The following is a 25,859-nucleotide window of genomic DNA, read 5'->3' as shown; positions in this document are numbered from 1 at the left end:
CCCCGTTCGACCGTGTACTAGCGTTCGTGACATGCGCGTCGACATCGTCACCAAGGAGTACCCACCCGAGATCTACGGCGGCGCCGGCGTCCACGTCACCGAACTCGTCGCTGCCCTGCGACGGAGCATCGACGTGCAGGTGCGTGCGTTCGGCGGCGACCGCGAGGAGGCCGACACGACGTCCTACGGCGTGCCGGTCGAGCTCGCCGGCGCCAACCCCGCGCTGCAGACGCTCGGCACGGACCTGGAGATCGTCGGCGATGTCGCGGGAGCCGATGTGGTGCACTCGCACACGTGGTACGCGAACTTCGCGGGGCACCTCGCCTCGCTGTTGCACGGCATCCCGCACGTGGTCACCGCCCACTCACTCGAGCCGCTGCGACCCTGGAAGGCGGAGCAGCTCGGAGGCGGGTATGCCGTGTCGAGCTACATCGAGAAGACCGCGTACGAGAACGCCGCCGCCGTGATCGCGGTCAGCGACGGAATGCGCCGCGACATCCTGCGCAGCTATCCCTCGCTCGATCCCGCGAAGGTGCGTGTGATCTACAACGGCATCGACGTCGAGGCGTGGCATCCGCGGGAGGACCATGCGCTTCTCAAGCGCTACGGCATCGATCCGAACCGCCCGTCGGTGGTGTTCGTCGGTCGTATCACCCGGCAGAAGGGCCTGCCCTATTTCCTTCGGGCCGCCGCTGAGCTGCCCGCAGACGTGCAGATCGTCCTCTGCGCCGGCGCTCCGGACACGCCGCAGATCATGGCCGAGGTCGAAGGTCTCGTCCGCGACCTCCAGGCGCGCCGGGACGGCGTGGTGTGGATCGACGAGTTCCTGCAGCGCGACCAGCTCTGCGCGATCCTGACGTCGGCCACCACCTTCGTGTGCCCGAGCGTCTACGAGCCGCTCGGCATCGTGAACCTCGAAGCCATGGCGTGCGGTGCCGCCGTCGTGGGCACCGCGACCGGCGGCATCCCCGAGGTCGTCGTCGACGGGGTCACCGGGCGGTTGGTTCCGATCGAGCAGGTGCAGGACGGGACCGGGACGCCCGTCGACCCCGACCGCTTCGTCGCCGATCTCGCGGCCGTGCTCACCGAAGTGGTGTCCGACCCCGAGAGAGCGCGCGCGTACGGCGCGGCCGGCCGGGAACGCGCCGCCACGGCCTTCAGCTGGCAGGCGATCGCCGACGCCACGGAGGCTCTCTACCGTGAGGTCGCCGAGCGCGCGGACTGAGTGCGCGGACTGCGTGCGCGTCCGGCGCGTACCGCCGGGATGGCCGGGATGCCCCCGATAGGCTGGGCGCATGCCTCAGGTGCTCGAATTCGTCGATGTCGTCGTCCGCCGCAATGCTCGCAACATCATCGATCGCATCGACTGGCACGTCGCCGACGATGAGCGCTGGGTGGTCCTCGGACCCAACGGTGCCGGCAAGACCACCATCCTGCAGCTCGCGGCGACGCTGATCCACCCGACATCGGGTGAGGTCACGATCCTGGACGAGCGTCTCGGACGCACCGACGTGTTCGATCTGCGGCCGCGCATCGGGTTCGCGTCGTCGGCGATGGCCCGCCGGGTTCCGCCGGAGGAGACGGTGCTCGACGTCGTCCTGACCGCCGCATTCTCCGTGCTGGGGCGCTGGAACGAGACTTACGAGACGATCGACGAGCGGCGTGCGCGCCGGGTGCTGGCCGAGTGGAAGTTGGACCATCTCGCCGAGCGCACGTTCGGGACGCTCTCCGACGGCGAGCAGAAGCGGGTGCAGATCGCGCGCGCGGTGATGACGGATCCGGAGCTGCTGCTGCTGGACGAGCCGACGGCGAGCCTCGACCTCGGCGCGCGCGAAGAACTCCTCGAACTGCTCAGCGGGTACGCTCAGGCGCCGACGACGCCGGCGATGGTGATGGTGACCCACCACGTGGAGGAGATCCCGGTCGGCTTCACCCACGTGCTGCTCCTTCGCGAGGGCGCCCTCGTCGCTGCCGGACCGATCGCGCAGACCCTCACCGCTGACACTCTCTCGGCCACCTTCGGCATGCCGATCGCCCTGACCGAGGAGGGCGGGCGCTACGCCGCGCGGGCTACGCACGGCGACTGAGATCCGGATTCTTCCGAGCGGCCTCAGGCTGGTATGATCGACCCTTGGTGCATGCGCGCCCGCGCCCGCATCACAGACTTCCCTCGCCCTGGCAAAATCCAGGGCACCACGTTAGGAACCCCATGAAGACTGACATCCACCCCGAGTACCAGGCGGTCGTGTTCCGCGACCTCGGCTCCGGCGAGACCTTCCTGACCCGTTCGACGGTCACGAGCGACAAGACGATCGAGCTCGACGGTGAGACCTACCCGGTCATCGACGTCGAAATCTCCTCGGCCTCGCACCCGTTCTACACGGGCAAGCAGCGCATCATGGACTCGGCCGGACGCGTCGAGAAGTTCAACCAGCGCTTCAAGAACTTCGGCGGTTCGAGCAAGTAATCCGAATCCCGCGAAAGCCCCGCTCCGGCGGGGCTTTCGTCGTGGTGGGCGTCGAACGCCCACCACGACGCGAGCGGTCGATCAGCGGATCGGCCAGCTGCCGTCGAGGCGGTCGTCGGGGTCGAGCCGGCCGATGCGGATGAAGTATTCGGTGAGGCTGTCGGCCTGCGCGCGTGCCCACCCGATCTGACGGGTGTGCAGCTCGTGGACGGGTGCATCGAGCTCGAACCGTCGTGCCAGCGCCTGTGCGACCCGGCCCGCCGCGATCGCGTCGGCGGCCGCGTCGTGCGCGCCGACGAGCGGCACGGCGTAATGCGCCGCGACGGCTTCGAGGGTGCGCTTGCCGCGGCGGAAGCGGTCGTGTGCTTTGTCCAGCACGAGGGGATCGATGACCGGCGAGGGCTCCAGGATCGGCGGGATGCCGTGTCGGAGCGCCTCGTATTTGAGCAGCGAGAAGTCGAACGGGGCGTTGTAGGCCACCACCGGGATGCCGGCGTCCAGCAGATCGCGCAGTGCAGACACGACCTCCGCGATCACGGAGGGCGCGGCGGAGCCGTGCGCGCGGGCGTGTGCCGTCGTGATGCCGTGGACGGCGGTGGCGCCCTCGGGGATGTCGATACCCGGATCGGCGAGCCACGACTGCGCCCGAACGGCCGTGCCGCTGGCGTCGAGGAGGCCGACATGGGCCGTGACGATACGGTCGGAGGTCACGTCGACGCCGGTCGTCTCCAGATCGAAGACGCCCACGGCATCCGCCCAGCCGAGGCGGGCAGGCCGGGTGGGAGCGATCGGGGCGGCCGGATCCTCCTCCCACAGGGGAATCGTCTGCCACGTCTGCATGCCCCCGAGGTTATGTGGGGGCGCCGACATCGCGGCGCAGGCGCGCGGGCGCGACCGCCGGCGAGGGGGCAGCCTTCTAGACTTCTGGGATGACCGTCGCCTCGCCCTACGCCGACCGCCTGGCCGCCATCGCCGTGGGGCGCGACGAGATCGAGATCTCCGGGACGCGGACGGCGTACTGGGTGTACGGAGATCCCGCGGCGCCGATCACGCTCGTCGCCGTGCACGGATACCGCGGTGACCACCACGGACTGGAGCCGGTCGTGGCCTACCTCGACGGCATCCGCGTCATCTCGCCCGACCTCCCCGGCTTCGGTGAGACGCCACCGCTTCCGGGAGTGGAGCACACGCTCGACGCCTACGCGCAGTGGCTGCGCGCCTTCGTGGATGCCGTGGCGCCGGGAGCCGTCGTGCTGGGGCACTCCTTCGGGTCGATCGTCGTCGCCGCGGCGGTCGCCGCAGGACTGCAGACCCCGCGCGTGATCCTCGTCAACCCGATCGGTGCCCCGGCACTGGAGGGGCCGCGCGGCGTCCTCACGCGACTGGCGGTGCTCTACTACCGCCTCGGCGCGAAGCTGCCGAAGCGGATCGGTGACGCGCTCCTGCGAAACCGCATGATCGTCCGCGTGATGAGCGTCTCGATGGCCAAGACCCGTGACCCGCTGCTGCGCCGCTTCATCCACGACCAGCACGACACCTACTTCTCCCTCTTCCACGATCGTGACGTGCTGTACGAGGGTTTCGTCACCTCCGTCTCGAACGACGTCCGCCGCTTCGCACCGGCGATCGCGCAGCCGACGCTGCTGATCGCCGCGGAGAAGGACGACATCACGCCGATCGAGGCCGAGCGGCGGCTGCAAGGGATGTTCCCCGACGCCGAGCTGGTCGAGATCCCCGCCGTCGGCCACCTCATTCACTACGAGACTCCGCAGGCGGCCGCAGAGGCGGTCAGGCGTTTTCTCGCGCCTTCCGGCGACGGTACGCGTTGACGTTCATGCGGTTGCCGCAGTTTCCGGTGTCGCAGTAGCGCTTCGAACCGTTCTTCGAGAAGTCGACATAGACCGACTCGCAGTCGTCCGCCGCGCAGACGCGGACGCGATCCCACGCATCGGAGCGGATCACGTCGACGAACGCCATCGCCGATTCCACGAGCATCCGCATCGCCAGGGGGGCGTCGGGCGCCGTGGCATGGATGTGCCAATCGAACTGATCGTGGATGACGAGTTGGGGCAGTGCCCGACCATCGCGCAGCATCGCGTTGACGAGCGGCACGGCGCGGTCGCGATCGACGTCCCACAGCGCCCGAAGGCGCGAGCGGTTCGCGCGGACGGCGGTGAGCTCGGCGGCATCTCGGCGGAAGGCTCCGGTGTAGGAGAACTCGGCGAGGTAGGCTGCCAGATCCGCCTGCGTCTGGAGGCGGTCGACGCCGGATGTGTCGGTGTCCGGCAGGGTGTTGACCAGGGCTGCGGCGGCACGCAGAGACATTTCGGTGTCATGGATGAAGACCACGTTGACTCCTGACCTCGCCGGGCGATAGTGTCACCAGTGTATTCGCTGTTCAGTCATGACAGCCCGCACTCGAACCCGAGGACCGCCGGTGTCTCGCACCGCTTCATCCGCCCGCACGACGGGGATCGTCATGGCCGTCGTCTCGGCCCTCGCCTTCTCTTCGAGCGGACCGCTGGTCAAGCCGCTGCTCGAGGCCGGGTGGTCGCTCTCGGCAGCGCTGGTCGTGCGCATGGGACTCGCCGCGCTGATCCTGTCGCCCGCTCTCGTGCGTGCGGCGCGGCGTGAGCGCGGATTCCTCCGCCGGCACGCGCTCTCGCTCGTCGCGTTCGGGCTCATCCCGGTGCTGGGCTGTCAGCTGCTGTTCTTCTCCGCGATGCAGCGCATGCCCGTCGCCGTCGCGCTTCTCATCCAGTACCTCGCGCCGGTGATGCTCGTCGGATTCGTCTGGATCCGTACGCGACGCGCCCCGTCGCGACTCGTGATGATCGGATCCGTCGTCGCGATCGTGGGACTCGTGCTCGTCGTCGACGTCACCGGCGCCCGATTCGACCTGCTGGGCACGCTGCTGGCGCTGGGTGCGGCACTCTGCGTCTGTGTCTATTTCGTGATGAGCGAGCGCACCGGCGATGACCTGCCTCCGCTCGCCCTGGCCGCCGGCGGGTTGATGGTCGGGGCCGGTCTCATGCTCCTGCTGGCGGTCGTCGGTGCGATGCCCCTGTCCGCGCCGGCCGTCACGCTCACGTTCCGAGGGATCGATGTTCCCGGCATCCTCGCCCTCGGGTGGGTCGGAGCCGTCGGAACGACCCTCGGCTATGCCTTCGGGGTCATGGCCGTGCCTCGCGTAGGCGCTCGATTGGCGTCGTTCATCGGCCTCAGCGAAGTGCTCTTCGCGCTCGGCTTCGCCTGGCTCCTCCTCGGCGAGGCCCCATCGCCGGTCCAGATCATCGGCGGTGCGGTGCTGTTGGCGGGGGTCGTGCTCGTGCGAATGGATGTCGGCGCCGCACCTCTCGCCCCGCTTGCGGCGGATGCCGTGCTGCCGCCGACGCCCGAGTTCTCGCCCGGCGAGGTCAGCGGATCGCGTCCTCCCGTGCCGACTCCAGGAGTGGTCGGATCCGATATCCGATCACTTCGCCCATGACCAACGACGTTTCGGTGCGTTCGACGCCGTCGATCGCCAGGATTCGGGCGTCGACGTCGAACAGGTGCTGGGTGTCGCGCGCAGCGACGCGCACCAGCAGGTCGACCTGCCCGCTCATGCCGTAGGCCTGCACCACCTCGGGGAGCGTCGCGATCGCCTGCGTGATGCGAGGCAACTCCGCCTGGCGCACGGTGACGCTCACCATCGCTTCGATGGGCAGGCCCAGTGCGAGCGGGGGGATGGCCCGCTCGAACGACTGGAAGACGCCGCCGCGCTCCAGGCGCGCCAGCCGCGCCTGGACGGTGTTGCGGGACAGGCCGAGCCGTTCGGCGAGCGCCACGACCGTGGCGCGGTGATCGTCGGCGAGCGCGTTCAACAAGTCGAGGTCGACGCGGTCAAGAGGTCCCATACTGCCCAACTGTACTAGCAGCAGCCGGTGCCGCATGGGCAACATGCTCAGCGCGAGCAAAGATGCTTGAGCTAGGTGCCAGTTCGACGTAATCTTCCACGCAACCGGCGACGAGGCCGGCCCGGGCGGCCGCCGCGGTCCACAAGACAGCGGCTGAGCCAGAGAGGGATGACGACGATGTACACCCTGACGACAGACGAAGCGATGACCGCGCTCGACGACACGGCGCGACTGCTGACCCCCGACGGGTGCCGCATCGCGGACGCGCGGCTGGACCCCTGGGTCGAGGACCTGGACGGCGCCGCGCTGCGCGGTCTGTACCGCGATATGGCGATCGCGCGCCGGATGGATGCCGAGGGTGTGGCGCTCCAGCGCCAGGGTCACCTCGGACTGTGGGCGCCTGCTCAGGGACAGGAGGCGATCGCCGTCGGGACGGCGCGCGCCTGCCGCGCCGACGACTTCCTCTTTCCGAGCTACCGCGAGCTGAGCATCGCGATCCTTCGCGGCGGAGTGCCCGCCGACCTCGTTCTCGCCTGGCGCGGCGAGGTGCACTCCACATACGACCCCTTCGAGCTCCGCCTGGCATCTCCGCAGATCATCATCGGCGCCCAGACCCTCCATGCCGTCGGATACGCGATGGGTATCCAGCGCGATGGTGGCGATCAGGTGGCGGTGACCTACTTCGGCGACGGAGCGTCAAGCCAGGGCGATGTCAACGAGGCGATGGTGTTCGCGTCGTCGTTCACGGCCCCCGTCGTCTTCGTCTGCTCGAACAACCAGTGGGCGATCTCCGAGCCGGTCGCGGTGCAGTCGCGCTTCCCGATCGCGGGTCGCGCCCCCGGCTTCGGCATCCCCAGCATGCGGGTGGATGGCAACGATGTGCTGGCGTGCACCGCGGCGATGCGCTGGGCGCTGGAGCACGCCCGTCGCGGTGGAGGTCCTGTGTTCCTCGAGGCCGTGACGTATCGCATGGGTCCCCACACCACCTCGGACGACCCCACGCGCTACCGGGATCGCGAAGAACTCGAGGCGTGGCGGGCGCGCGACCCGCTGACGCGCGTGGAGGCGTTCCTGCGCGCCGCCGGTGACCTCGACGATGAGACGATCGCCGCGATCGGGAGGGAGGCCGACGGGCTCGCCGCGCAGATGCGTGAGGCGGTGCTGACGGCGCGCACCCGGCCGGCGATCGAGGTTTTCGATGACGTGTACTGCGAACCGCACACCGGCCTCGAGCATCAGCGGGCGCGTTTTGCGGCGTATCTGGACTCGTTCGCCGCCGAGGCGGGGAGTGCGCGATGACGTCGCTGACGATGGGCGCGGCGCTGACGGCGGGCCTGCACCGGGCCATGGCAGCCGATGAGCGCGTGATCGTGATGGGCGAGGACATCGGCCGCCTCGGCGGCGTGTTCCGCATCACCGACGGCCTCCTCGATGAGTTCGGCCCCACGCGCGTCATCGACACCCCGCTCGCAGAGTCCGGCATCGTCGGCACGGCGGTCGGACTCGCGATGCGCGGGTTCCGCCCCGTCGTGGAGATCCAGTTCGACGGGTTCGTGTACCCGGCCTTCGACCAGATCGTCTGTCAGGTGGCCAAGCTGCACTACCGCACGCGCGGGCGCGTTCGCATGCCGCTGACCATCCGCATCCCCTGGGCGGGAGGCGTCGGTGCCGTCGAGCACCACTCGGAGTCGCCCGAGGCGTACTTCGTGCACACGGCGGGGCTGCGCGTGGTGGCCGTCTCGAACCCCCAGGATGCGTACACCATGCTGCAGCAGGCGATCGCGAGTGACGATCCGGTGGTCTTCTTCGAGCCCAAGCGGCTGTATCACACGAAGGGCGAGGTCGATCTCGACGGCGACGTGGCCGATGCGGCTCCGATGGGTCTCGCGCGCGTCGAGCGAGAAGGTTCCGACGTCACGCTGATCGCCTACGGCGCGCAGGTCACGACGGCGCTGGATGCCGCGCTCGCCGCCGAGGACGACGGAATCTCCATCGAGGTCATCGACCTGCGTTCGCTCTCACCCGTCGACTACCGCACGGTCGCGGCATCCGTCCGCAAGACGGGTCGCGTCGTGGTCACGCATGAGGCGGCGGGGGAGGCCGGCGTCGGTGCCGAGGTGGTCGCCAGCATCACCGAACAGTGCTTCCACTATCTCGAAGCACCCCCGCAGCGTGTGACGGGACACGACATCCCGTATCCGCCGGCCAAGCTGGAAAAGCACCACCTGCCCGACCTCGATCGGATCCTCGACGCCGTCGATCGCGTTCTCGACCGGCCGAACAGCCTCACGTCGGCGGCGGGGGTGGAACGATGATCGCGGAGTTCCTCCTTCCCGACCTCGGCGAGGGGCTGCCCGAGGCGGAGATCGTCCAGTGGCTCGTCGCCCAAGGCGACGACGTGCATCTGAACCAGCCCATCGCGGAGGTCGAGACCGCCAAGGCCATCGTGGAGCTGCCCTCGCCCTTCGCGGGGACGGTCAGCGCGCTGCACGCGGCAGCCGGTGACGTCGTGGAGGTGGGGTCGCCCCTGATCGCGTTCGAGGTCGAGGCCGCCGACTCCCCGTCCGGCGACGTGCCCGAGGCGACGTCCGCGCCGGCCGGGCACGTGGAGCCGGAGCCCTCGTTGCCGAATCTCGTCGGTTACGGCGCGGCGCCACGCGCGGCGGGGCGCCCCCGACGCCGCGCTCGTGTGCTCGCGGGCACCGACGAAGATCGTGAGGCCACTCCGACGATCGCCGCGCAGGTCCTGCACGACGCCCCGCACGATGCGGTGACACCGCTGCGAGACGATGTGCGGGACGAGCGTCCCCGCTCGACCCCGCCCGTGCGCGCCTACGCGCGTGCGCACGGCGTCGATCTCGCACTCATCGAGGCCTCCGGAGTCACGGGAATCATCCGACGCGAAGACGTCGACCGCTTTCTCGCCGACCGCACTCCCGCCGCATCGGGTGCGTCGCCCGCGGATGCGGGACGGGTGTCGCCGGCGGGCACCGGGCGGGACGGCGCCGAGCGGGAGACGCGGGTGCCGATCCGCGGCGTCCGCAAGCACACGGCGGCGGCGATGGTGCGCAGCGCCTTCACAGCGCCTCACGTCACGACCTTCCTGGAGGTCGACGTCACCGAGACCACGCGCTTCGTGGCGAACCTGCGCGCCGACCGCCGACTCGACGGACATCGCATCGGCATCATGGCGGTGGCCGCGAAAGCCGTGTGTCTCGCGTTGCGCGTCGAGCCGACCCTGAATGCGGCGTGGGACGAAGACGCCGGGGAGATCGTGCAGTACCACTACGTGAACCTCGGCATCGCGGCTGCGACCGAGCGTGGCCTCATCGTCCCGCATGTCGCCGACGCCGACCGGCTCGGTCTGGTCGATCTCGCCGACGAGATCGGCCGTCTCGCCCAGACGGCGCGCGCGGGACGCACGAGCCCGGCCGCGCTCAGCGGTGGCACGTTCTCGATCACCAACTTCGGCGTCTTCGGGATCGACGCGGGTACGCCCATTCTGAATCCCGGCGAGGCGGGGATTCTCGGGCTGGGCTCGGTCCGGCGTCGGCCCTGGGAGCACGAGGGCGACATCGCGCTGCGTGACGTGATGACGCTGAGCCTGTCGTTCGACCACCGACTCGTCGACGGCGAGCAGGCATCGCGCTTTCTGACGACGGTCGGTGACATCCTGCGCGAGCCGGGCCGTGCGCTGCTGTTCGGGTGACGCGCCGTCGCGCGGGTCAGGGGGCGGCGAGGGCCGCGTAAGCCATGTCGGAGAGGAGCCTGCGCAGAAGGGTGTCCGTCTCGGCATCCACCGCCACTTCCCGGCGCGTGCGCACGACGTACGGGGTGGAGTTGATCAGCCCGAAGCCGGCGTGAGCCCGCACGCGCAGGTCGGTGTCGCCGCGCTCCGGGTGCACGGCGCGCAGGACGTCCACCCACAGCTCCACGTACTCGCGCTGCAGCCGCCGCACGGTACGGCGGTCCTGGTCGCTCAACCGCGTGAGGTCGCGGTCCTGCACGCGGATGACATCGGCGCTTCGCACCGCGAAATCGACGTGGAAATCGACGAGTTCGCGCAGGGAGCGTCGGGCGTCGTGCCCGGTGGACGTCACGCGACGTCCGCCCTCGAGCAGGTCCGTGCTGGCTCGCAGGAGAATCGCGCCGAGGAGCGCGCGCTTGCTGTCGAAGTGACGGTAGACGGCCGGGCCGCTGACCCCGACGGCGGATCCGAGATCCTCGAGGCTCACCCCGTCGAACCCGTGCTGGGCGAACAGGCGCGCCGCCGCCTCCACGAGCGCGTCCGCACGCTCCGCCTTGGCGCGCTCGCGGGTGGTGCGCGCTGCCCGGGAGTGCGTTGTCATTCCAGTTAATCCTCGATAACCTGAGCTGGTGGGTTAACGAACACTAACCCACTGGCTCGTCCGCGCGCCATGCGTGCGCGTCAGCCGTTACGCGACCGCGACATCGAAGGAGATGGCATGGCGATCCTCGACCCCCACGACTACGGATTGAACGACGAGGAGCGCGAACTGGCGGCCATGGTCCGCGCCTTCGCCGACGAGCGGATCGCGCCGCAGGCGTACGAGGCCGACCGCACCAGGACGCTGCCGCTGGACATCGTCTCCGAGATGGGGGAGATGGGGCTGTTCGGCCTGCCCTTCCCCGAGGACGTGGGCGGGCAAGGTGGCGATTGCGCGACGCTCGGACTCGCGATCGAGGCTCTGGCCCGCGTCGACCAGTCGATCGCCATCACGCTGGAGGCCGCCGTCAGTCTCGGTGCCATGCCCGTGTACCGATTCGGCAGCGACGCGCAGCGGGAGGCACTTCTTCCCGACCTGCTCGCGGGGCGCGCGCTCGCCGGCTTCGGTCTCACCGAACCCGAAGCGGGATCGGATGCCGGCGCGACGCGCACGACCGCTCGCCTGGAGGCAGGCGAGTGGGTCATCGACGGCAGCAAGCAGTTCATCACGAACTCGGGCACGGCCATCACGCGATTCGTGACCGTGACGGCGGTGACCGGTGAGAGCGGTGCGCGCAAGGAGATCTCGACGATCATCGTGCCCTCCGGCACGCCCGGCTTCACCGTCGGGCCGTCGTACGACAAGGTGGGCTGGCACGCGTCCGACACCCATCCACTGAGCTTCTCGGGCGCCCGCGTTCCGGCGGAGAACCTGCTCGGCGAGCGCGGCCGTGGCTTCGCCAACTTCCTCAGCATCCTCGACGAGGGCAGGATCGCGATCGCGGCCCTCGCCACCGGCGCGGCGGAAGGCTGTCTGGAAGCGGCGCTGGACTACGCCGGCAGTCGCATCGTGTTCGCCGAACCGCTGGGTTCGCGCCAGTCGATCCAGTTCCTGCTGGCACGGATGCAGCAGCGCGTGCATCTGTCGCGCCTGGCGTGGCTGCACGCCGCGCGCCTGCGTGATGCCGGACGGCCTTTCGCGACCGCTGCCGCGCTGGCCAAGCTCACGGCGGGGGAGGCGGCGATGGACAATGCGCGGGATGCGACGCAGATCTTCGGCGGCAACGGATTCATGAACGAGTACCCTGTCGCGCGTCACTATCGAGACGCGAAGATTCTCGAGATCGGCGAGGGGACCACCGAGGTGCAGCTCCTCCTGATCGCTCGCGCCCTCGGACTGACCAGCCTCGGATCGGGCGCGCGACCGGCCCGGTAGCGTGAACGCATGACCGCCGATTTCACGCTCGGACCCGCCCTGCTGTTCTGCCCGGCTGATCGTCCGGAACGCTACGAGAAGGCCCTCGATCGCGCCGATGGCGTCATCCTCGACCTCGAAGACGCTGTCGCACCCGCCCACAAGGTGGCGGCGAGGGTCGCGCTGATCGACTCACAGCTCGACCCCGAGCGCGTCATCGTCCGAGTGAATGCCCTCGGGTCCGCCGAGATCGTCTCCGACCTCGCCTCGCTCTCGCAGACCGATTACCGCCGCGTGATGGTCGCCAAGGCGGAATCGGCGAAAGCGATCTCCCGCATCGACCCGCGGTTCGACGTCATCGCGCTGTGCGAGACCGCTCGCGGCATCGTCGCGGCCGAGAAGATCGCCGCCCAGGACAACGTCGTCGCCCTCATGTGGGGCGCGGAGGACCTCGTCGCTTCGCTCGGAGGGACATCGAGTCGCACGCCGAAGGGGCGCTACCGCGATGTCGCACGTGCCGCCCGTTCGCGTCTTCTGCTCGCGGCGGGAGCGGCGGGTATCGCGGCGATCGACGCGGTGCACCTCGACATCGCCGACGAGAAGGGGCTGGCGAAGGAGGCGCGGGATGCCGCCGCGAGCGGCTTTCGGGCCACCGCGTGCATTCATCCGGCGCAGGTCGCGACGATCCGGGCCGCCTACCGGCCCGACCCCGATACGCTCACCTGGGCCCGCGACGTGCTGGATGCCGCCGTCGGCGAGCGCGGCGTCTTCGCGTTCCGTGGTCGGATGATCGACGAACCGGTGCTGCGTCACGCCCGCACCCTCCTCGCCCGCGGAATGTGATGCCGCGGCATCCACGGAGGGATCGCGCGGAGGTCAGGTCATCGGGATCGCGGCGTAGGACTGCACGCTGAGACGGTCGCGCTCCACGAGGAAGCGATGCGTGGACGCGTTGGCCAGACGCTCGCCCTCGAGCGGGAACGCACCGGCAGACGCGTGCCGGATGACCTCGCGGATGAGGGCGCCGTGGGAGACGACGACCACGGTGGGCGCCTGCGGTGCGGCGTCGCGGCGGGCGTCTCGGACGGCGCGCTGGAGACCCGCGAGCGCGCGGCGGCGCACCTGCGGCCAGGTCTCCGCCTCCGGCACCTCTGCCTCGGCCCACGATCCCCACCGATCGCGGAACTCCTCGACGCTCGCGCCTTCGGCGATGCCGTACGAACGTTCGCGCAGCTGCCGGTAGGTTCGTGGCGCCGGCACTGCCAGAGTGGCGGCGATGATCCGAGCGGTCTCGACGGCGCGCGACAGATCGCTCGAGGCGACGACCACGGGCCCGACCGCCGAGAGCTCCTGCTGAAGTCGCTCGGCGACCTCTCGCGCCTGAGCGCGGCCGGTGTCGTTGAGGGGGATGTCGGTGGAGCCCTGGATGCGTCGCATCGCGTTCCAGTCCGTCTCGCCGTGGCGCACGAGGATGAGGGTCGTCACGCTTCGAGCCTAGGCGAGGTCGGCGTGGGTTCAGCGCGCCGCCGGCAGCGCGCGGGCGAACGCGCGCAGCACCTCGGTCGTGCCCGCGTCGATCTTGACCGTCGCCCGCGCATCGCCGCGTGTCTGGCCGCGGTTGACGATCACGACCGGGAGCTTGCGACGTCGGGCGCGCTCGAGCAGTCGGATGCCGGAGTTGACGACGAGAGACGAGCCGGCGATGACGAGGGCCTCGCTGGTCTGTACCAGCTGCTCGGCCTCGGTGAACTTGGCGACGGGGATGTACTCGCCGAAGAAGACGACGTCGGGCTTGAGCATCCCGTGGCACACGCTGCAATCCGGCACGACGAAGCCGTCGCTGGAAGAGGGGAGGACGTCGCCGTCGGGGCCCAGCTCGACCGCGTCCGGCACCGTGATCCAGGGGTTGTCCGCCTCGACGCGCGCCGCCAGGTCGCGGCGATCGAACACCTGCCCGCAGTGCGTGCAGAGCACGCGGCGCATCGTGCCGTGCAGTTCGACGACACGGCGGCTGCCCGCGCGCACGTGCAGGCCGTCCACGTTCTGGGTGATGACCCCGCTCGCGATGCCCCGGCTCTCCAGCTCGGCGAGGGCGACATGGCCGTCGTTCGGCTGCGCGGCGGCGAAAGCCCGCCATCCCAGGTGGCTGCCGACCCAGTAGCGTCGGCGCGAGGAGGCGCTGGAGAGAAACTGCTGCGCCGTCATCGGGGTGCGCGTGGGGGCACCCTTGCCCCGATAGTCGGGAATGCCGGAGTCCGTCGACACACCCGCGCCGGTGAGCACCGCGATCCGCCGCCCGGACAGGGCGTCCAGGGCGCGCTCAACCGCGTCGGCCGCCTGACGGTCGAGGTGCGGCCCGGCCTCGAACGAGTGATCCAGCAGCGTCGACATGGCGTCCTCCCTCCCACACTCCCTCTTCGAGACTACGCGTCCCGCTTTTCGCGGAGGTTACACGCTGGTCCGTCGCCGCGGCGTCCGGGGCGTGCCAGCATGGACGGATGCCTGTGGTGCGCATCGACGATCCTGCCGACGACCGTCTCGCGGACTACCGCGACCTCACCGACGTCGCTCTGCGGCGTGTGCTGGAGCCGGCGGGCGGTCTCTACATCGCCGAGTCGTCGAAGGTGATCGCCCGCGCCGTCGCCGCCGGTCATCGGCCACGATCCGTGCTGGTGCAGCAGAAGTGGCTCGACGACACGGCGCCCCTCGCCGGTGACGCCCCCGTCTACCTGGTCGATGACGACGTGGCCGAGCGTGTCACCGGCTACGCCGTGCACCGCGGAGCTCTCGCGGCGATGCACCGGCCGGCGCTGCCGTCCGTCGGCGAGGTCGTCGCCGGGGCGCGGCTGGTGCTGGTGCTGGAGGACATCGTCGACCACACCAATGTCGGAGCCGCCTTCCGCGCCGCCGCCGGCCTCGGTGCGGACGCCGTCCTGGTCACGCAACGCTGCGCGGACCCTCTCTACCGTCGGAGCGTCCGGGTGAGCATGGGGACGGTCTTCCAGGTGCCGTGGACCCGCCTTCCCGATGACGCGGCCGGGGGATGGGGCGCCGGCCGCGACCTGCTGCACGATGCCGGGCTGCACCTGGCCGCCCTCGCGCTCGCCGACGACGCGGTGGCCCTCGACGCGTTCGCCGCTGCGCGCCCGCCGCAGGTCGCGCTGCTTCTGGGTGCCGAAGGCGACGGGCTGTCGCGTCGGGCGCTGGCCGCGGCCGACACCGTCGTCACGATCCCGATGGCGGGCGGCGTCGACTCGCTGAACGTCGCCGCCGCGGCGGCGGTCGCGCTCTGGGCGTTGCGTTAGGCCTGCCGGTCCGGCCCCGCGGCGCGATCGCGGCCCGGGGCCTCCACCAGGACCGGAAGCGGCTCGGGGCGCTTCGCGGTGATGTTGTCGCCCGAGGACTGATGGCGAAGGCGACGCAGCACCCAGGGAACGAAGTGCGTGCGCGCCCAGACGAGGTCGTTGGTGCGCGCCTCGCGCCAGGTGAGCTGCGGCAGGGGGTCGGGCTGCATCGGCTGCAGATCGTTCGGCACGTTGAGCGCGCGCAACACCATGCGGGCGATCTCGTGGTGTCCGAGAGCGTTGTAGTGCAGGCGGTCGTCGTCGAAGAACCGCATGTCTTGAACCTCCTTCAGCGCCCACTGGTCGGCCACGATGCAGTCGTAGCGGTCGGCGATCGCCCGGATGTTCTCGTTGTAGATGGCGACGCGCCCGCGGATGCCGCGGAACACCGGCGTGAACTCGGTGTCCACACCGGTGAAGACGAGAAGCGTCGCACCCTGCGAACTCAGCCGGGCGACGGCATCCTCGAACTGCTGCGCCACGGCGTCCGGGTCTCCGTTGGGACGCAGGACGTCGTTTCCGCCGGCGGAGAACGTGATGAGGTCGGGGGTGAGTGCGAGCGCGGGCTCGACCTGATCGGCCATGATCTGCGCGATCAGCTTGCCCCGGACGGCGAGGTTGGCGTAGGCGAAATCGTCCACCTGGGCGGCGAGCACCTCGGCGACGCGGTCGGCCCACCCCCGATGGTCGTCGGCCGTGCCGGGAATGGGGTCGCCGATGCCTTCGGTGAAGGAGTCGCCGATCGAGACCATGCGACGCCAGGGGTGCGCGCTCTCGTTGGGGATGTACGGCGAACGGTGCTCGTCGGGGGTGGCTTCGTTCCTGCGCATGACTCTCCTGACTCGTGGTCTTCTTCGAGGCTACCGGCCAGAGGCCTTCCCGCAGAGAGCCGCCGTGGGGGAGGCGTCGTTTAGGGTGGTCAGTCGTGGACGGGACGGACGAGCGAGGACAGGAGCACTTCGGCAGCTTCGCCGCCGAGCACCTTTCGCCCGCCTTCCCGCAGCGCGCCCCCTGGGGAACGGCGCAGAATCTCCGCGCGTGGCAGGCCGAAGCGCTCGAGGCGTACTTCTCCGCCGACGGACCGGACGGCGTGGGTTCCGGCCCGCGCGACTTCCTCGCCGCCGCGACCCCGGGCGCCGGCAAGACGACCTTCGCCCTGCGTCTGGCGAGTGAACTGCTGCGCCGCGGCATCGTGGACCGCCTCGTCGTGGTCGCGCCCACCGAGCACCTGAAGACCCAGTGGGCAGATGCGGCAGCTCGTGTCGGCATCCGACTCGACCCGCGGTTCACCAACCGTCAGAGCGCGCCCGCTCGTCATTTCCACGGCGTCGCCGTCACCTACGCTCAGGTTGCCGTGAAGGCGTCGGTGCATCAACGTCTGACGATGGACGCGCGCACGCTCGTGATCCTCGACGAGGTGCACCACGGCGGTGACGCGCTCAGCTGGGGCGATGCGCTGCGCGAGGCATACGGTCGCGCGACGCGCCGCCTCCTGCTGTCGGGCACACCGTTTCGCAGCGACACGGCACCGATCCCGTTCGTCGAGTACCACCCGAACGAGAAGGGCATCCGCCTCTCGCGCACCGACTACAATTACGGCTACGGGCGCGCGCTCGCGGACGGCGTCGTGCGTCCCGTGCTGTTCCTCGTCTACGCCGGCAAGATGCGCTGGCGCACGAAGGCCGGCGACGAGCTGGAAGCCCACCTCGGTCAGGACAACACCAAGGACGTGACCGCCCAGGCCTGGCGCACCGCCCTCGATCCGGAGGGCGACTGGATCCCCGCGGTGCTGCGCAGCGCCGACCGCCGGCTGAGCGAGGTGCGCCAGGACGTCCCGGATGCCGGGGGACTGGTGATCGCCACGGATCAGACGGCGGCGCGCGCGTACGCCGCGATCCTGCGCGAGATCACCGGCGAGGCGCCGACCGTCGTGCTCTCCGACGACAAGGCCGCCTCGGGCCGCATCGAGACGTTCGGCACGGCGACGACCCGCTGGATGGTGGCCGTGCGCATGGTGTCAGAAGGCGTCGACGTTCCTCGCCTCGCGGTCGGTGTCTACGCCACGAGCGCGTCGACGCCGCTGTTCTTCGCGCAGGCGATCGGCCGCTTCGTGCGGGCCAGGCGCCGGGGCGAGTCGGCATCCGTCTTCCTTCCCAACGTGCCGGTGCTGCTCACGCTCGCCGGGGAGATGGAGCGCGAGCGCGACCACGCTCTCGACCGCGAGGGCGGCGACGACGACGGGCTCGAAGACACTCTGCTCGCCGAGGCGGAGCGCGAAGACAAAGCCTCGGACGAGCTGGAACAGGAGTTCTCCTACCAGGCGCTCGGCTCGGTCGCCCACTTCGACCGTGTGCTCTACGACGGCAAGGAGTTCGGCCAGCTGGCGGTGCCGGGCACCCCGGAGGAGGAGGAGTTCCTGGGGTTGCCGGGGCTGCTCGAACCCGAGCATGTGCACGAACTTCTCATGCAGCGCCAGTCGCGTCAGAGCCGGCACCGTCGTGCCCGAGAAGCGAAAGAAGGAACGGTCGCCACGGAGGCGGTGGACGCCGACGGCGCGCTCCCGCCGGCGCTGCACCGCACCCTGCGCGAACAGCGTCAGCTGCTCAACAGCCTCGTCGGACTCTATGCCCGCCAGAGCGGAGAGCCGCACGGAGCCGTGCATGCCGAGCTGCGCCGCATCTGCGGCGGCCCGGAGGTCGCGCGAGCGACGGTCGCTCAGCTGCAGGCGCGGATCGAGGTGCTGCGCTCGCGCGTGCGCTCCTGAGCTCCCGCCGCCGGCGCGTACACTCGCGCGCATGCCGCAGGAATACTCCTTCACGTCGCACTGGCTCCTGCCGGTCTCGGTGGAGGAGTGCTGGGCGCGGTGCGAGGCCGCCCTGATGGCGGGCGAGGTGCCGTGGTGGCCGGCGGTGCGCCTCGAGCCGCGGAGGACCGCCCTCGCGCCGGGGGACATCGTGCATCTGCGCGTTCGCAGTCCCTGGGGCTACCGCCTGCGCGTCGTGCTCACCGTCACCGATCTCGTGCCGGCGCGGCGGCTGGCGGCGGTGAGCGAGGGAGACCTGGTCGGGAAGGGCAGTGTTCACCTCGCCCCTGCGTCGGCTCCCGCGACCGGCGCGCGTCTGACCTGGGTCTGGGAGGTGTCCGCGACGCGTCGTTGGATGCGTCTGACCGCTCCCGTGCTGCGACCGGTCTTCGCGGCGGCGCACACACTGATCATGCGCCGTGGTGAGCGCGGGCTCATCGCGCATCTCACGCGCGGTTCGGACGTCCGAAAAGCTGGCAATCGCGGCGGCCGCGCTCTGCGCCGCCGCCGCCGCGGCTAGCGTGGGATCCCGTGACCACGCGTTCGGAGCCCACCTCCCGTGACCGCCGCCGCTGGGCGCGCTATCTCGCCGACGAGCGCGCGGAGGCCCAGGTCTACCGCGACCTCGCCCAGCGTCGGGAGGGCGAGGAGCGCGAGATCCTGCTGGCCCTTGCCGAAGCCGAGGGGCGCCACGAGGCGCACTGGCTCGAGCTGCTGGGCGGCGAACCGTCGCGGTTGCCGTCTCCGGGCATCGGCTCGGTGTTTCTGGGTTGGATGGCCCGGAGGTTCGGCTCGATCTTCGTGCTCGCTCTGGCGCAGAACGCGGAAGGACGCTCGCCGTACGACAGTGAACCGTTCGCCACCGCACGCATGGTCGCCGACGAGAAGATCCACCGCGAGGTCGTGCGCGGCCTGGCGGCGCGAGGACGGCGGCGGCTGTCGGGCACGTTCCGCGCGGCCGTCTTCGGCGCCAACGACGGCCTCGTCTCCAACCTCGCTCTGGTGATGGGTATCGGCGCCACCGGCGTGGGGGCGCAGTTCGTGTTGTTCAGCGGCGTCGCCGGTCTTCTCGCCGGTGCTCTGTCCATGGGCGCAGGGGAGTACGTGTCGGTGCGCTCGCAGCGGGAACTGCTGGATGCGACCGAGCCGAGCGACTACGCCGACCATGTGCTGCCGGACCTCGATCTTGATGCGAACGAGCTCGCCTTGGTCTATCGAGCGCGCGGTCTGGGTGAACGCGATGCGCACGAGCGTGCGCGCCAGATCATCGCAGCCGCTCAGGCCGCCGACCGCAGCCAGCCATACCGGTTGCATCGCGCCGCCGGCGCCGATCACGAAGTGGTCGGCAGCGCTCTGGGCGCCGCCGGGTCGAGTTTCCTCTTCTTCGCGTCCGGCGCGATCATCCCGGTGCTGCCCTGGATCTTCGGGCTCAGCGGGCTCCCCGCCGTCGTCCTGGCCCTCGTGCTCGTCGGGACGGCGCTGCTGGGCACGGGAGCCATGGTGGGACTGCTCTCGGGGGCGCCGCCCCTGCGACGAGGGCTGCGGCAGCTGGCGATCGGTTTCGGGGCCGCTGCGGTGACGTACGTCCTCGGTCTGCTCTTCGGCGTCTCGGCGGGCTGAGCCCGGCACCGATTCCGCGTCTGGCTCGGAATCTGGTACTGTCGATCTTCGGTTGCGAAACCGAAAACCACCTGCGCGGGTGGCGGAATAGGTAGACGCGCTAGCTTGAGGTGCTAGTGCCCGTATAGGGCGTGGGGGTTCAAGTCCCCCCTCGCGCACAGAAGGAAAAAGGTCCCGTCAGGGGCCTTTTTCTTTTATCTCCAGACGTGTCCTCCGCTCTCGGATCGTGGCATCGGGAGCGCTAGCGTGGAGGCATGCCCTCCTCCGAACTGCCCGAGGTCGCCCGCGTCGCGCGCGACCTGATCCGCTTCGACACCACCAACTTCGGCGAGGGGCGCGCGCACGGGGAGCGAGAGGCCGCTGAGTACGTGGGCGCCTACCTCGAGGCGCTCGGCCTGCGTCCCGAGTACTACGAGCCCATCCCGCGACGCACGAACCTGAGCGTCCGCGTGCCCGGCCGCGACCGCGACAAGCCCGCCCTCGTCCTGCACGGCCACCTCGACGTGGTTCCGGCCGTCGCCGAGGACTGGAGCGTCGATCCCTTCGGCGGCGTCGTGAAGGACGGGATGCTGTGGGGACGCGGTGCGGTGGACATGAAGGACATGGATGCCATGATCCTCACCTCCGTCGCCGATCTGCTGCGGGCGGGGGAGCAGCCCGCCCGCGATCTCATCGTCACGTTCTTCGCCGACGAGGAGAACGGCGGTGTCGAGGGGTCGCAGCTGGTCGTCCGCGACCGACCGGAGTGGTTCGCCGGCGCGACCGAGGCCATCAGCGAGGTCGGGGGATACTCGATCCCGGTGGGCGAGCGGCGGGCCTACCTTCTGCAGGTGGGGGAGAAGGCGCTGGTCTGGCTGCGCCTTCGTGCTCGCGGCGCAGCCGGGCACGGCAGTCGATTCCACCCGGACAACGCGGTCACGCGTCTCGCGGAGGCGGTGGCCGCGCTCGGCCGCTCGTCGTGGCCGTTGGAGCTGACCGCGACGACGCGTCAGACGGTCGACGGCCTGGCGGCGCTGTGCGGCGCCGACCCGCGGGATCCGGATGCCGTGGCGGACGCGACCGGACCGGCATCCGGCTTCCTCCGCTCCACGTTCCGCACGACGACCAACCCGACCGGTCTCGCCGCCGGCTACAAGCACAACGTGATCCCGGATGCCGCGGTCGCCACGATCGATGTGCGCACCCTTCCGGGGCAGGAAGAACGCGTGCTCGCCGAGATCCAGCGGATCGTGGGCGAGGACGTCGTCGTCGAGGTCTCGCATCGCGACGTCGGGCTGGAGGTGCCCTTCGCGGGGGAGCTCGTGGACGCGATGGTCGGGGCCCTCGAGCGTCATGACCCGAGCGTCCCCGTTCTGCCGTATCTCATGGGCGGCGGGACCGACAACAAGGCGCTCGCCGAGCTCGGCATCGCCGGATACGGGTTCGCGCCGCTGCGGCTTCCCACGGATCTCGATTTCACCGGTATGTTCCACGGTGTGGACGAACGCGTCCCCATCGACGCGTTGGTCTTCGGGCAGCGCGTGCTCACCGATCTGATCCGCACGTACTGAAAGGCCCCCCATGCACCTGTTCGAGGCGATCATCCTGGGCCTGGTCCAGGGACTCACCGAGTTTCTCCCCGTCTCCTCCAGTGCCCACCTGCGCATCATGGGCGAGTTCCTCCCGTCCGCCGAAGACCCCGGCGCGACCTTCACCGCCATCACCCAGATCGGCACCGAACTCGCGGTGCTCGTCTACTTCTGGGGCAAGATCGTGCGGATCATCTCCCAGTGGGCGAAGTCGCTGACCGGCCGCGTGCCGCGCAACGACCCCGATGCGCGCATGGGATGGATCGTCATCATCGGCACCATCCCGATCGGCATCGCCGGCTACCTCTTCCAGGACGTGATCCGCGACACGTTCCGAAACCTCTGGCTCGTGGCCACCGTTCTCATCGTCTTCGGTCTCCTACTGGGGGCCGCCGACGCTCTCGGACGGCGCACCCGCACGGAGGAAGACCTGACCTACGGACACGGCCTCTCCCTCGGCCTCGCGCAGATGCTGGCGCTCATCCCCGGCGTCTCCCGCTCGGGGGCGACCACGACGATGGGGCTGGCGCTCGGCTACACCCGGCCCGCGGCGGCGGAAGTGGCCTTCCTGCTCGCCGTGCCCGCTGTCTTCGGCAGTGGCCTGTACGAGCTGATCCAGGCCATCAAGGATCCGGGCGACCAGGTCTACACGATGGTCGAGACCGGCGTCGCGACCGCCGTCGCGTTCGGGGTGGGCCTCGCCGTGATCGCGTTCCTGATGCGCTACCTCAAGCGCGGCAGCTTCCTGCCGTTCGTGCTCTACCGGCTTGCGCTCGGCATCCTGTTGATCATCCTGCTCAGCTTCGGCGTGCTGCAGGCGTACTGATCAGGAGCGGCGAGGGTCGGGCGGACCGGGTTTGCCGGGACCCTCGCCGCCCCGGCGCAGGTACCGCTCGAACTCCTGCGCGATGGCGTCGCCGGACGCCTCGGGCGAGTCCCACGTGTCGCGCGTCTGCTCCAGCTGGTGGATGTACTCGGTCATCTCCTCGTCGTCGGCCGCGGCCGCGTCGATCGATGCCTCCCAGGCCAGTGCCTGAGCGGGGAGCTCCCCACGCGCCACGACCGCGCCCGTCAGATCGGTGACGCGGTCCAGCAGCGCGAGCGTGGCCTTCGGTGACGGGGTATGGCCGGCGACGTAATGCGGAACGTTCGCCCACAGCGCCGCCGTCGGGATGCCGGCCGCCTCGGCGGCCGCAGTGAGCACGCTGAGGATGCCCGCCGGGCCCTCGTAGGTGGGCTTCTCGAGGCCGAGCGCGCCGCGGAGGGTGTCGTTCTCGCTGCCGGCGAACACCGAGATCGGTCGCGTATGCGGGACGTCGGACATCATCGAGCCCAGCGCGACGATGCCGGTGATGCCCTCCGTGAGCGCGGCGTCCACGAGCTCGGCGGCGAACGACTGCCAGGCGCGTGCGGGCTCGACCCCGGACAGCACCCACAGGCGTGTGCCGTCGGCGGGATGGAGCGGTCGCCACAGCGTGGCGTCCGGCCAGGTGAGCGTGCGCGAGCCGTCGGCGTCGAGCGTGATCTGAGGGCGGGTGTACTGGTAGTCGAAGTACAGCTCCGGGTCGACGGCGAAGACCTCCCGGTACGCGCCGGACTCGCGGATGTGCGCCGCGGCGGCGGAGGCGGCCTCACCCGCGTCATTCCAGCCGTCGAAGGCCACGATCAGCACGCGGTTACCCAGTTCGTCCACTCCGCCCCTCTCGCACGGTCCATCGATTCCTCCACGATACGCGCCGACGCCGTCGCGAGGGCGGCCGTAACGCGCGCGACAGCGGCGCCGAGGGGCGTCGGTAGCATGGACCGATGAGCTCCGCCCTCCCCGCCGCCGTTCTCTGGGACATGGACGGCACACTCGTGGACACCGAGCCCTACTGGATGGAGGCCGAGACGGCCCTCGTCGAGAGCTTCGGCGGCACCTGGACGCACGAACAGGCCCTGACTCTAGTGGGTCAGGGACTCGAGACCTCCGGGGCGATCCTTCAGGAGGCCGGCGTGCGGATGTCCGTCGCCGACATCATCGCCCACCTCACCGCAGAGGTGACGCGCCTGCTTTCGGAGCGGGGGAACCCTCTGCGTCCCGGGGCGCACGAGCTGCTGACCGCGCTGCGCGGCGCCGGCATCCGCTGTGCGCTGGTGACGATGTCGATGCGGCGGATGGCATCACAGGTCGTCGCGCCCTTTCCCGAGCTGTTCGAGATCATCGTCGCGGGCGATGACGTCACGCGTCCCAAGCCGTTCCCGGACGCATATCTGCAGGCGTGCCGTGCCCTCGGCATCGACCCCGCCGACGCCGTCGCGATCGAGGACTCGCCGACGGGCGTGCGCGCCGCCGTCGCCGCGGGCGTCACGACGATCGGGGTGCCGCTGATGGTCTCGCTCGTCGGGACGGGCGCCCACACCGTGTGGCCGACACTCGCAGGCCGTACGCCCGAGGACATCGCCGCGGTCCACGCGGCGCACCGGACCCACCGCACAGGAGAGCACGCATGACCACCCCGACATCCCTCGTCGACCTGCGCCCGAGCGGCCCGTTCCGCTTGGGCGACCGCGTGCAGCTGACCGGACCCAAGGGCCGCCTCCACACCGTCACCCTGCGGGAGGGCGGCGAGTTGCACACCCACCACGGCGTGCTCAAACACGAACAGCTGCTCGGTCAGCCCGACGGGTCGGTGGTGACCAACTCCGGTGGTCACGAGTACCTGGCACTGCGGCCGCTGCTGCGCGACTTCGTGATGTCGATGCCGCGCGGTGCTGCCATCGTGTACCCGAAGGATGCCGCGCAGATTCTGGCGTCCGCCGACATCTTCCCCGGCGCGACGGTGGTCGAGGCGGGTGTGGGCTCGGGCGCGCTGTCGATGTGGCTGCTGCGCACGATCGGTCCGGCGGGGCGCCTGATCTCCTTCGAGCGCCGTGACGAGTTCGCGGAGGTGGCTCGTGCCAACGTGGAGACCTTCTTCGGGCACACGCCCGACAGCTGGGAAGTCGTCGTGGGTGACCTCGTGGAAGAGCTTCCCGGTGCGGTCGGCCCGGCATCCGTGGATCGCGTCGTTCTGGACATGCTGGCCCCGTGGGAGTGCATCGACGCGGTTGCCGACGCTCTCACGCCCGGTGGTGTGGTGCTCTGCTACATCGCCACCGCGACCCAACTCAGTCGTGTCGCGGAGTACATCCGCGCCACCGGTCTGTTCACCGAGCCCGAAGCGACCGAGACGATGGTACGTGGATGGCATGTCGAAGGGCTCGCCGTGCGACCGGACCATCGGATGGTCGCACACACGGGGTTTCTCATCACGGCGCGTCGCCTGGCACCGGGTGCGATGCCCCCGGACGTGCGCAAGCGCGCACTGAAGAAGCCCAGTTATGCCGATGAGGACGTCGAACTCTGGACGCCCGGGGCCGTCGGCGACCGTCAGATCACCGACAAGAACCTCCGCAAGCGCGTGCGCGAGGCACAGCGCGCAGCGGACGGCGCTCGGCAGGCGACGGCCGACGCCGTCACGGCCGGGCGCGGTGCACCGGACGACGTAGACTGATCCGGTGCGCCGGATCCCTGCTGCCCTCGCCGTCATCGGCCTGTCTGCTCTGACCCTCGTCGGATGCGCTTCGACGCCCGGATCGGCGGCATCGTGCGACCGCCCCACCGACAGCTCGGGTGTGCTCAACACGGTGAGCGTCTCCGGGGCGGAGGGCGCCCCCAACGTGACCTTGAGCGCTCCGGTCTACGTCGATCACACGGTCGCCGTCGACGAGACCGTCGGCTCCGGCCTGCGGGTCACCTCCGACATGCAGGATGTGCAGTTCACCATCACGATCATGAGCGGGTCGACCGGTCAGAAGATCCTGACGTCGGGCACGCAGGTGACGCCGCTGTCGAAGTGGCGTGAGCAGTACGCCGGCTTCGCCGAGCTGATGACCTGCGCGACCGAGGGCTCCCGCATCCTCGGCGCCGTTCCGGCCAGCGCGCTGTCGGCCGAGGCCGCGCAGGGGTGGGGCCTCACCGGCGCAGACTCGATCGTCGTGGCGATCGACCTGCAGAAGGTCTACCTCGCCGCGGCGGACGGCACGCCTCAGTACAACGATCGACGGGGGATGCCCTCGGTCGTGCTGGCTCCCAACGGCACGCCGGGCATCATCATCCCGGACACCGCGCCGCCGTCCGACCTCGCCGTGGAGGTGCTGAAGAAGGGCGACGGCCCCGCCGTCGGAGACGGCGATCAGATCCGGATCAACTACACGGGCCTCACGTGGGCCGATCGTAAAGTGTTCGACTCGACGTGGGACAAGGGGGCATCGACGGCGGTCACGCTGGATGCCGTCGTGCCGGGCTTCGCGCAGGCTCTGAAGGGGCAGACGGTCGGGTCGCAGATCCTCGTGGTGATCCCGCCGTCCCTCGGCTATGGGGACAAGACCACCTCATCGATCCCCGCGGGCTCGACGCTCGTGTTCGTCATCGACGTGCTGGGCGTGGACACTCCCGCCGCCCCCTGACCCCGCGCGGCACCGCCGCCGCTCCACA

27 protein-coding genes and 1 tRNA gene are annotated in these 25,859 nt (G+C 70.2%); 20 read left to right on the top strand and 8 right to left on the bottom strand.

Features of this window, described 5'->3' with window-relative positions; genetic code table 11:
* Nucleotides 1–31: 31 nt before the first annotated feature.
* The 3 genes from glgA to ACT53O_RS08035 all read left to right on the top strand — a co-directional run bounded on the left by glgA (nucleotide 32) and on the right by ACT53O_RS08035 (nucleotide 2,467).
* Nucleotides 32–1,225: a glycogen synthase gene (glgA, locus tag ACT53O_RS08045; RefSeq protein ID WP_476151730.1), complete on the top strand. Its 1,194-nt coding sequence runs from the start codon at nucleotides 32–34 to the stop codon at nucleotides 1,223–1,225.
* 70 nt (nucleotides 1,226–1,295) lie between these two features.
* Nucleotides 1,296–2,087 carry an ABC transporter ATP-binding protein gene (locus ACT53O_RS08040; protein ID WP_039416081.1) on the top strand — a complete coding sequence of 264 codons (792 nt, stop codon included), beginning with the start codon at nucleotides 1,296–1,298 and terminating at the stop codon, nucleotides 2,085–2,087.
* 122 nt (nucleotides 2,088–2,209) lie between these two features.
* Nucleotides 2,210–2,467 (top strand): type B 50S ribosomal protein L31, encoded by a 258-nt coding sequence (locus tag ACT53O_RS08035; protein WP_036289266.1) that lies wholly within the window; start codon nucleotides 2,210–2,212, stop codon nucleotides 2,465–2,467.
* 81 nt (nucleotides 2,468–2,548) lie between these two features.
* Here the strand turns inward: ACT53O_RS08035 and ACT53O_RS08030 are convergent, their stop codons facing one another.
* The gene (locus tag ACT53O_RS08030) at nucleotides 2,549–3,337 is read right to left on the bottom strand and encodes an exonuclease domain-containing protein (RefSeq protein WP_476151727.1); all 789 of its coding nucleotides are present in this window, start codon (nucleotides 3,335–3,337) and stop codon (nucleotides 2,549–2,551) included.
* Nucleotides 3,338–3,396: 59 nt separating this feature from the next.
* On the opposite strand from ACT53O_RS08030, the gene ACT53O_RS08025 reads away from it, so the two are divergent.
* Nucleotides 3,397–4,296 carry an alpha/beta fold hydrolase gene (locus tag ACT53O_RS08025; RefSeq protein ID WP_039416079.1) on the top strand — a complete coding sequence of 300 codons (900 nt, stop codon included), beginning with the start codon at nucleotides 3,397–3,399 and terminating at the stop codon, nucleotides 4,294–4,296.
* Here ACT53O_RS08025 and ACT53O_RS08020 read toward each other — a convergent pair.
* Entirely contained in the window at nucleotides 4,256–4,816 is a 561-nt protein-coding gene (locus ACT53O_RS08020) for a CGNR zinc finger domain-containing protein (protein WP_039416078.1), read from the bottom strand. The two genes, ACT53O_RS08025 and ACT53O_RS08020, sit on opposite strands and share 41 nt — an antisense overlap.
* Nucleotides 4,817–4,946: 130 nt before the next feature.
* Here ACT53O_RS08020 and ACT53O_RS08015 point away from each other — a divergent pair, with 130 nt between their 5' ends.
* Nucleotides 4,947–5,954: a DMT family transporter gene (locus ACT53O_RS08015; RefSeq protein WP_476151976.1), complete on the top strand. Its 1,008-nt coding sequence runs from the start codon at nucleotides 4,947–4,949 to the stop codon at nucleotides 5,952–5,954.
* Here ACT53O_RS08015 and ACT53O_RS08010 read toward each other — a convergent pair.
* Nucleotides 5,884–6,363: an Lrp/AsnC family transcriptional regulator gene (locus tag ACT53O_RS08010; protein WP_039416182.1), complete on the bottom strand. Its 480-nt coding sequence runs from the start codon at nucleotides 6,361–6,363 to the stop codon at nucleotides 5,884–5,886. The genes ACT53O_RS08015 and ACT53O_RS08010 overlap by 71 nt on opposite strands.
* A 177-nt stretch (nucleotides 6,364–6,540) precedes the next feature.
* On the opposite strand from ACT53O_RS08010, the gene ACT53O_RS08005 reads away from it, so the two are divergent.
* The 3 genes from ACT53O_RS08005 to ACT53O_RS07995 are packed head-to-tail and all read left to right on the top strand — an operon-like array spanning nucleotide 6,541 to nucleotide 10,072.
* Nucleotides 6,541–7,662 carry a thiamine pyrophosphate-dependent dehydrogenase E1 component subunit alpha gene (locus ACT53O_RS08005; RefSeq protein WP_135949356.1) on the top strand — a complete coding sequence of 374 codons (1,122 nt, stop codon included), beginning with the start codon at nucleotides 6,541–6,543 and terminating at the stop codon, nucleotides 7,660–7,662.
* Nucleotides 7,659–8,678 (top strand): alpha-ketoacid dehydrogenase subunit beta, encoded by a 1,020-nt coding sequence (locus ACT53O_RS08000; RefSeq protein ID WP_112931608.1) that lies wholly within the window; start codon nucleotides 7,659–7,661, stop codon nucleotides 8,676–8,678. Before ACT53O_RS08005 ends, ACT53O_RS08000 begins: the two co-directional genes overlap by 4 nt.
* Complete coding sequence (locus tag ACT53O_RS07995; protein WP_135949267.1) at nucleotides 8,675–10,072, top strand: dihydrolipoamide acetyltransferase family protein; 1,398 nt, start codon at nucleotides 8,675–8,677, stop codon at nucleotides 10,070–10,072. Before ACT53O_RS08000 ends, ACT53O_RS07995 begins: the two co-directional genes overlap by 4 nt.
* Before the next feature lie 16 nt (nucleotides 10,073–10,088).
* Here ACT53O_RS07995 and ACT53O_RS07990 read toward each other — a convergent pair whose 3' ends face one another.
* Nucleotides 10,089–10,712: a TetR/AcrR family transcriptional regulator gene (locus tag ACT53O_RS07990; protein ID WP_476151724.1), complete on the bottom strand. Its 624-nt coding sequence runs from the start codon at nucleotides 10,710–10,712 to the stop codon at nucleotides 10,089–10,091.
* Between the two features lie 117 nt (nucleotides 10,713–10,829).
* Here ACT53O_RS07990 and ACT53O_RS07985 point away from each other — a divergent pair, with 117 nt between their 5' ends.
* Nucleotides 10,830–12,026: an acyl-CoA dehydrogenase family protein gene (locus tag ACT53O_RS07985; protein ID WP_112931606.1), complete on the top strand. Its 1,197-nt coding sequence runs from the start codon at nucleotides 10,830–10,832 to the stop codon at nucleotides 12,024–12,026.
* Nucleotides 12,027–12,035: 9 nt separating this feature from the next.
* The gene (locus tag ACT53O_RS07980; RefSeq protein ID WP_476151721.1) at nucleotides 12,036–12,848 is read left to right on the top strand and encodes an HpcH/HpaI aldolase/citrate lyase family protein; all 813 of its coding nucleotides are present in this window, start codon (nucleotides 12,036–12,038) and stop codon (nucleotides 12,846–12,848) included.
* 33 nt (nucleotides 12,849–12,881) lie between these two features.
* On the opposite strand, the gene ACT53O_RS07975 is transcribed toward ACT53O_RS07980, so the two are convergent.
* Both ACT53O_RS07975 and ACT53O_RS07970 read right to left on the bottom strand, forming a co-directional pair.
* Nucleotides 12,882–13,490 carry a histidine phosphatase family protein gene (locus ACT53O_RS07975; RefSeq protein ID WP_112931604.1) on the bottom strand — a complete coding sequence of 203 codons (609 nt, stop codon included), beginning with the start codon at nucleotides 13,488–13,490 and terminating at the stop codon, nucleotides 12,882–12,884.
* Between the two features lie 30 nt (nucleotides 13,491–13,520).
* Entirely contained in the window at nucleotides 13,521–14,396 is an 876-nt protein-coding gene (locus ACT53O_RS07970) for a Sir2 family NAD-dependent protein deacetylase (protein WP_112931603.1), read from the bottom strand.
* 107 nt (nucleotides 14,397–14,503) lie between these two features.
* On the opposite strand from ACT53O_RS07970, the gene ACT53O_RS07965 reads away from it, so the two are divergent.
* Nucleotides 14,504–15,310 carry a TrmH family RNA methyltransferase gene (locus ACT53O_RS07965; RefSeq protein WP_476151718.1) on the top strand — a complete coding sequence of 269 codons (807 nt, stop codon included), beginning with the start codon at nucleotides 14,504–14,506 and terminating at the stop codon, nucleotides 15,308–15,310.
* Here ACT53O_RS07965 and ACT53O_RS07960 read toward each other — a convergent pair.
* On the bottom strand, nucleotides 15,307–16,179 hold the full coding sequence (locus tag ACT53O_RS07960) for an SGNH/GDSL hydrolase family protein (RefSeq protein WP_476151716.1): 873 nt from the start codon (nucleotides 16,177–16,179) through the stop codon (nucleotides 15,307–15,309). The two genes, ACT53O_RS07965 and ACT53O_RS07960, sit on opposite strands and share 4 nt — an antisense overlap.
* A 95-nt stretch (nucleotides 16,180–16,274) precedes the next feature.
* On the opposite strand from ACT53O_RS07960, the gene ACT53O_RS07955 reads away from it, so the two are divergent.
* The 6 genes from ACT53O_RS07955 (at nucleotide 16,275) to ACT53O_RS07930 (ending at nucleotide 22,166) form a co-directional block, all read left to right on the top strand.
* A complete protein-coding gene (locus ACT53O_RS07955) occupies nucleotides 16,275–18,113 on the top strand; it encodes a DEAD/DEAH box helicase (protein WP_039416067.1) in 1,839 nt (612 codons plus the stop codon).
* A 31-nt stretch (nucleotides 18,114–18,144) separates the two neighbouring features.
* Nucleotides 18,145–18,672, top strand: a complete 528-nt coding sequence (locus ACT53O_RS07950) for an SRPBCC family protein (RefSeq protein WP_112931600.1) — start codon at nucleotides 18,145–18,147, stop codon at nucleotides 18,670–18,672.
* A gap of 11 nt (nucleotides 18,673–18,683) precedes the next feature.
* Nucleotides 18,684–19,772, top strand: a complete 1,089-nt coding sequence (locus ACT53O_RS07945) for a VIT1/CCC1 transporter family protein (RefSeq protein WP_112931599.1) — start codon at nucleotides 18,684–18,686, stop codon at nucleotides 19,770–19,772.
* A gap of 73 nt (nucleotides 19,773–19,845) precedes the next feature.
* Nucleotides 19,846–19,930 (top strand) — tRNA-Leu (locus ACT53O_RS07940).
* Between the two features lie 96 nt (nucleotides 19,931–20,026).
* A complete protein-coding gene (locus ACT53O_RS07935; protein ID WP_476151713.1) occupies nucleotides 20,027–21,322 on the top strand; it encodes a M20/M25/M40 family metallo-hydrolase in 1,296 nt (431 codons plus the stop codon).
* A 10-nt stretch (nucleotides 21,323–21,332) separates the two neighbouring features.
* Entirely contained in the window at nucleotides 21,333–22,166 is an 834-nt protein-coding gene (locus tag ACT53O_RS07930) for an undecaprenyl-diphosphate phosphatase (protein ID WP_039416063.1), read from the top strand.
* Here ACT53O_RS07930 and ACT53O_RS07925 read toward each other — a convergent pair whose 3' ends face one another.
* The gene (locus tag ACT53O_RS07925; RefSeq protein ID WP_112931597.1) at nucleotides 22,167–23,033 is read right to left on the bottom strand and encodes a PAC2 family protein; all 867 of its coding nucleotides are present in this window, start codon (nucleotides 23,031–23,033) and stop codon (nucleotides 22,167–22,169) included.
* Between the two features lie 113 nt (nucleotides 23,034–23,146).
* On the opposite strand from ACT53O_RS07925, the gene ACT53O_RS07920 reads away from it, so the two are divergent.
* From ACT53O_RS07920 to ACT53O_RS07910, 3 genes are read left to right on the top strand one after another with little or no spacing between them, the layout of a single operon-like run.
* Complete coding sequence (locus ACT53O_RS07920; RefSeq protein ID WP_112931596.1) at nucleotides 23,147–23,833, top strand: HAD family hydrolase; 687 nt, start codon at nucleotides 23,147–23,149, stop codon at nucleotides 23,831–23,833.
* Complete coding sequence (locus ACT53O_RS07915; protein ID WP_039416061.1) at nucleotides 23,830–24,876, top strand: tRNA (adenine-N1)-methyltransferase; 1,047 nt, start codon at nucleotides 23,830–23,832, stop codon at nucleotides 24,874–24,876. Before ACT53O_RS07920 ends, ACT53O_RS07915 begins: the two co-directional genes overlap by 4 nt.
* Nucleotides 24,877–24,880: 4 nt before the next feature.
* On the top strand, nucleotides 24,881–25,831 hold the full coding sequence (locus tag ACT53O_RS07910) for an FKBP-type peptidyl-prolyl cis-trans isomerase (RefSeq protein WP_036287765.1): 951 nt from the start codon (nucleotides 24,881–24,883) through the stop codon (nucleotides 25,829–25,831).
* Nucleotides 25,832–25,859 lie beyond the last annotated feature (28 nt).

Source organism: Microbacterium sp. DMC48, assembly GCF_056313825.1.
This window is presented reverse-complemented; position numbering and strand designations above follow the sequence as displayed.

Bases quoted from the DNA above. Each gene is read 5' to 3' on its own strand.
- glgA (WP_476151730.1), top strand. From the start codon at position 32: ATGCGCGTCGACATCGTCACCAAGGAGTACCCACCCGAGATCTACGGC.
- ACT53O_RS08040 (WP_039416081.1), top strand. From the start codon at position 1,296: ATGCCTCAGGTGCTCGAATTCGTCGATGTCGTCGTCCGCCGCAATGCT.
- ACT53O_RS08035 (WP_036289266.1), top strand. From the start codon at position 2,210: ATGAAGACTGACATCCACCCCGAGTACCAGGCGGTCGTGTTCCGCGAC.
- ACT53O_RS08030 (WP_476151727.1), bottom strand. From the start codon at position 3,337: ATGTCGGCGCCCCCACATAACCTCGGGGGCATGCAGACGTGGCAGACG.
- ACT53O_RS08025 (WP_039416079.1), top strand. From the start codon at position 3,397: ATGACCGTCGCCTCGCCCTACGCCGACCGCCTGGCCGCCATCGCCGTG.
- ACT53O_RS08015 (WP_476151976.1), top strand. From the start codon at position 4,947: ATGGCCGTCGTCTCGGCCCTCGCCTTCTCTTCGAGCGGACCGCTGGTC.
- ACT53O_RS08010 (WP_039416182.1), bottom strand. From the start codon at position 6,363: ATGGGACCTCTTGACCGCGTCGACCTCGACTTGTTGAACGCGCTCGCC.
- ACT53O_RS08005 (WP_135949356.1), top strand. From the start codon at position 6,541: ATGTACACCCTGACGACAGACGAAGCGATGACCGCGCTCGACGACACG.
- ACT53O_RS08000 (WP_112931608.1), top strand. From the start codon at position 7,659: ATGACGTCGCTGACGATGGGCGCGGCGCTGACGGCGGGCCTGCACCGG.
- ACT53O_RS07995 (WP_135949267.1), top strand. From the start codon at position 8,675: ATGATCGCGGAGTTCCTCCTTCCCGACCTCGGCGAGGGGCTGCCCGAG.
- ACT53O_RS07990 (WP_476151724.1), bottom strand. From the start codon at position 10,712: ATGACAACGCACTCCCGGGCAGCGCGCACCACCCGCGAGCGCGCCAAG.
- ACT53O_RS07985 (WP_112931606.1), top strand. From the start codon at position 10,830: ATGGCGATCCTCGACCCCCACGACTACGGATTGAACGACGAGGAGCGC.
- ACT53O_RS07980 (WP_476151721.1), top strand. From the start codon at position 12,036: ATGACCGCCGATTTCACGCTCGGACCCGCCCTGCTGTTCTGCCCGGCT.
- ACT53O_RS07970 (WP_112931603.1), bottom strand. From the start codon at position 14,396: ATGTCGACGCTGCTGGATCACTCGTTCGAGGCCGGGCCGCACCTCGAC.
- ACT53O_RS07965 (WP_476151718.1), top strand. From the start codon at position 14,504: ATGCCTGTGGTGCGCATCGACGATCCTGCCGACGACCGTCTCGCGGAC.
- ACT53O_RS07960 (WP_476151716.1), bottom strand. From the start codon at position 16,179: ATGCGCAGGAACGAAGCCACCCCCGACGAGCACCGTTCGCCGTACATC.
- ACT53O_RS07950 (WP_112931600.1), top strand. From the start codon at position 18,145: ATGCCGCAGGAATACTCCTTCACGTCGCACTGGCTCCTGCCGGTCTCG.
- ACT53O_RS07935 (WP_476151713.1), top strand. From the start codon at position 20,027: ATGCCCTCCTCCGAACTGCCCGAGGTCGCCCGCGTCGCGCGCGACCTG.
- ACT53O_RS07930 (WP_039416063.1), top strand. From the start codon at position 21,333: ATGCACCTGTTCGAGGCGATCATCCTGGGCCTGGTCCAGGGACTCACC.
- ACT53O_RS07920 (WP_112931596.1), top strand. From the start codon at position 23,147: ATGAGCTCCGCCCTCCCCGCCGCCGTTCTCTGGGACATGGACGGCACA.
- ACT53O_RS07915 (WP_039416061.1), top strand. From the start codon at position 23,830: ATGACCACCCCGACATCCCTCGTCGACCTGCGCCCGAGCGGCCCGTTC.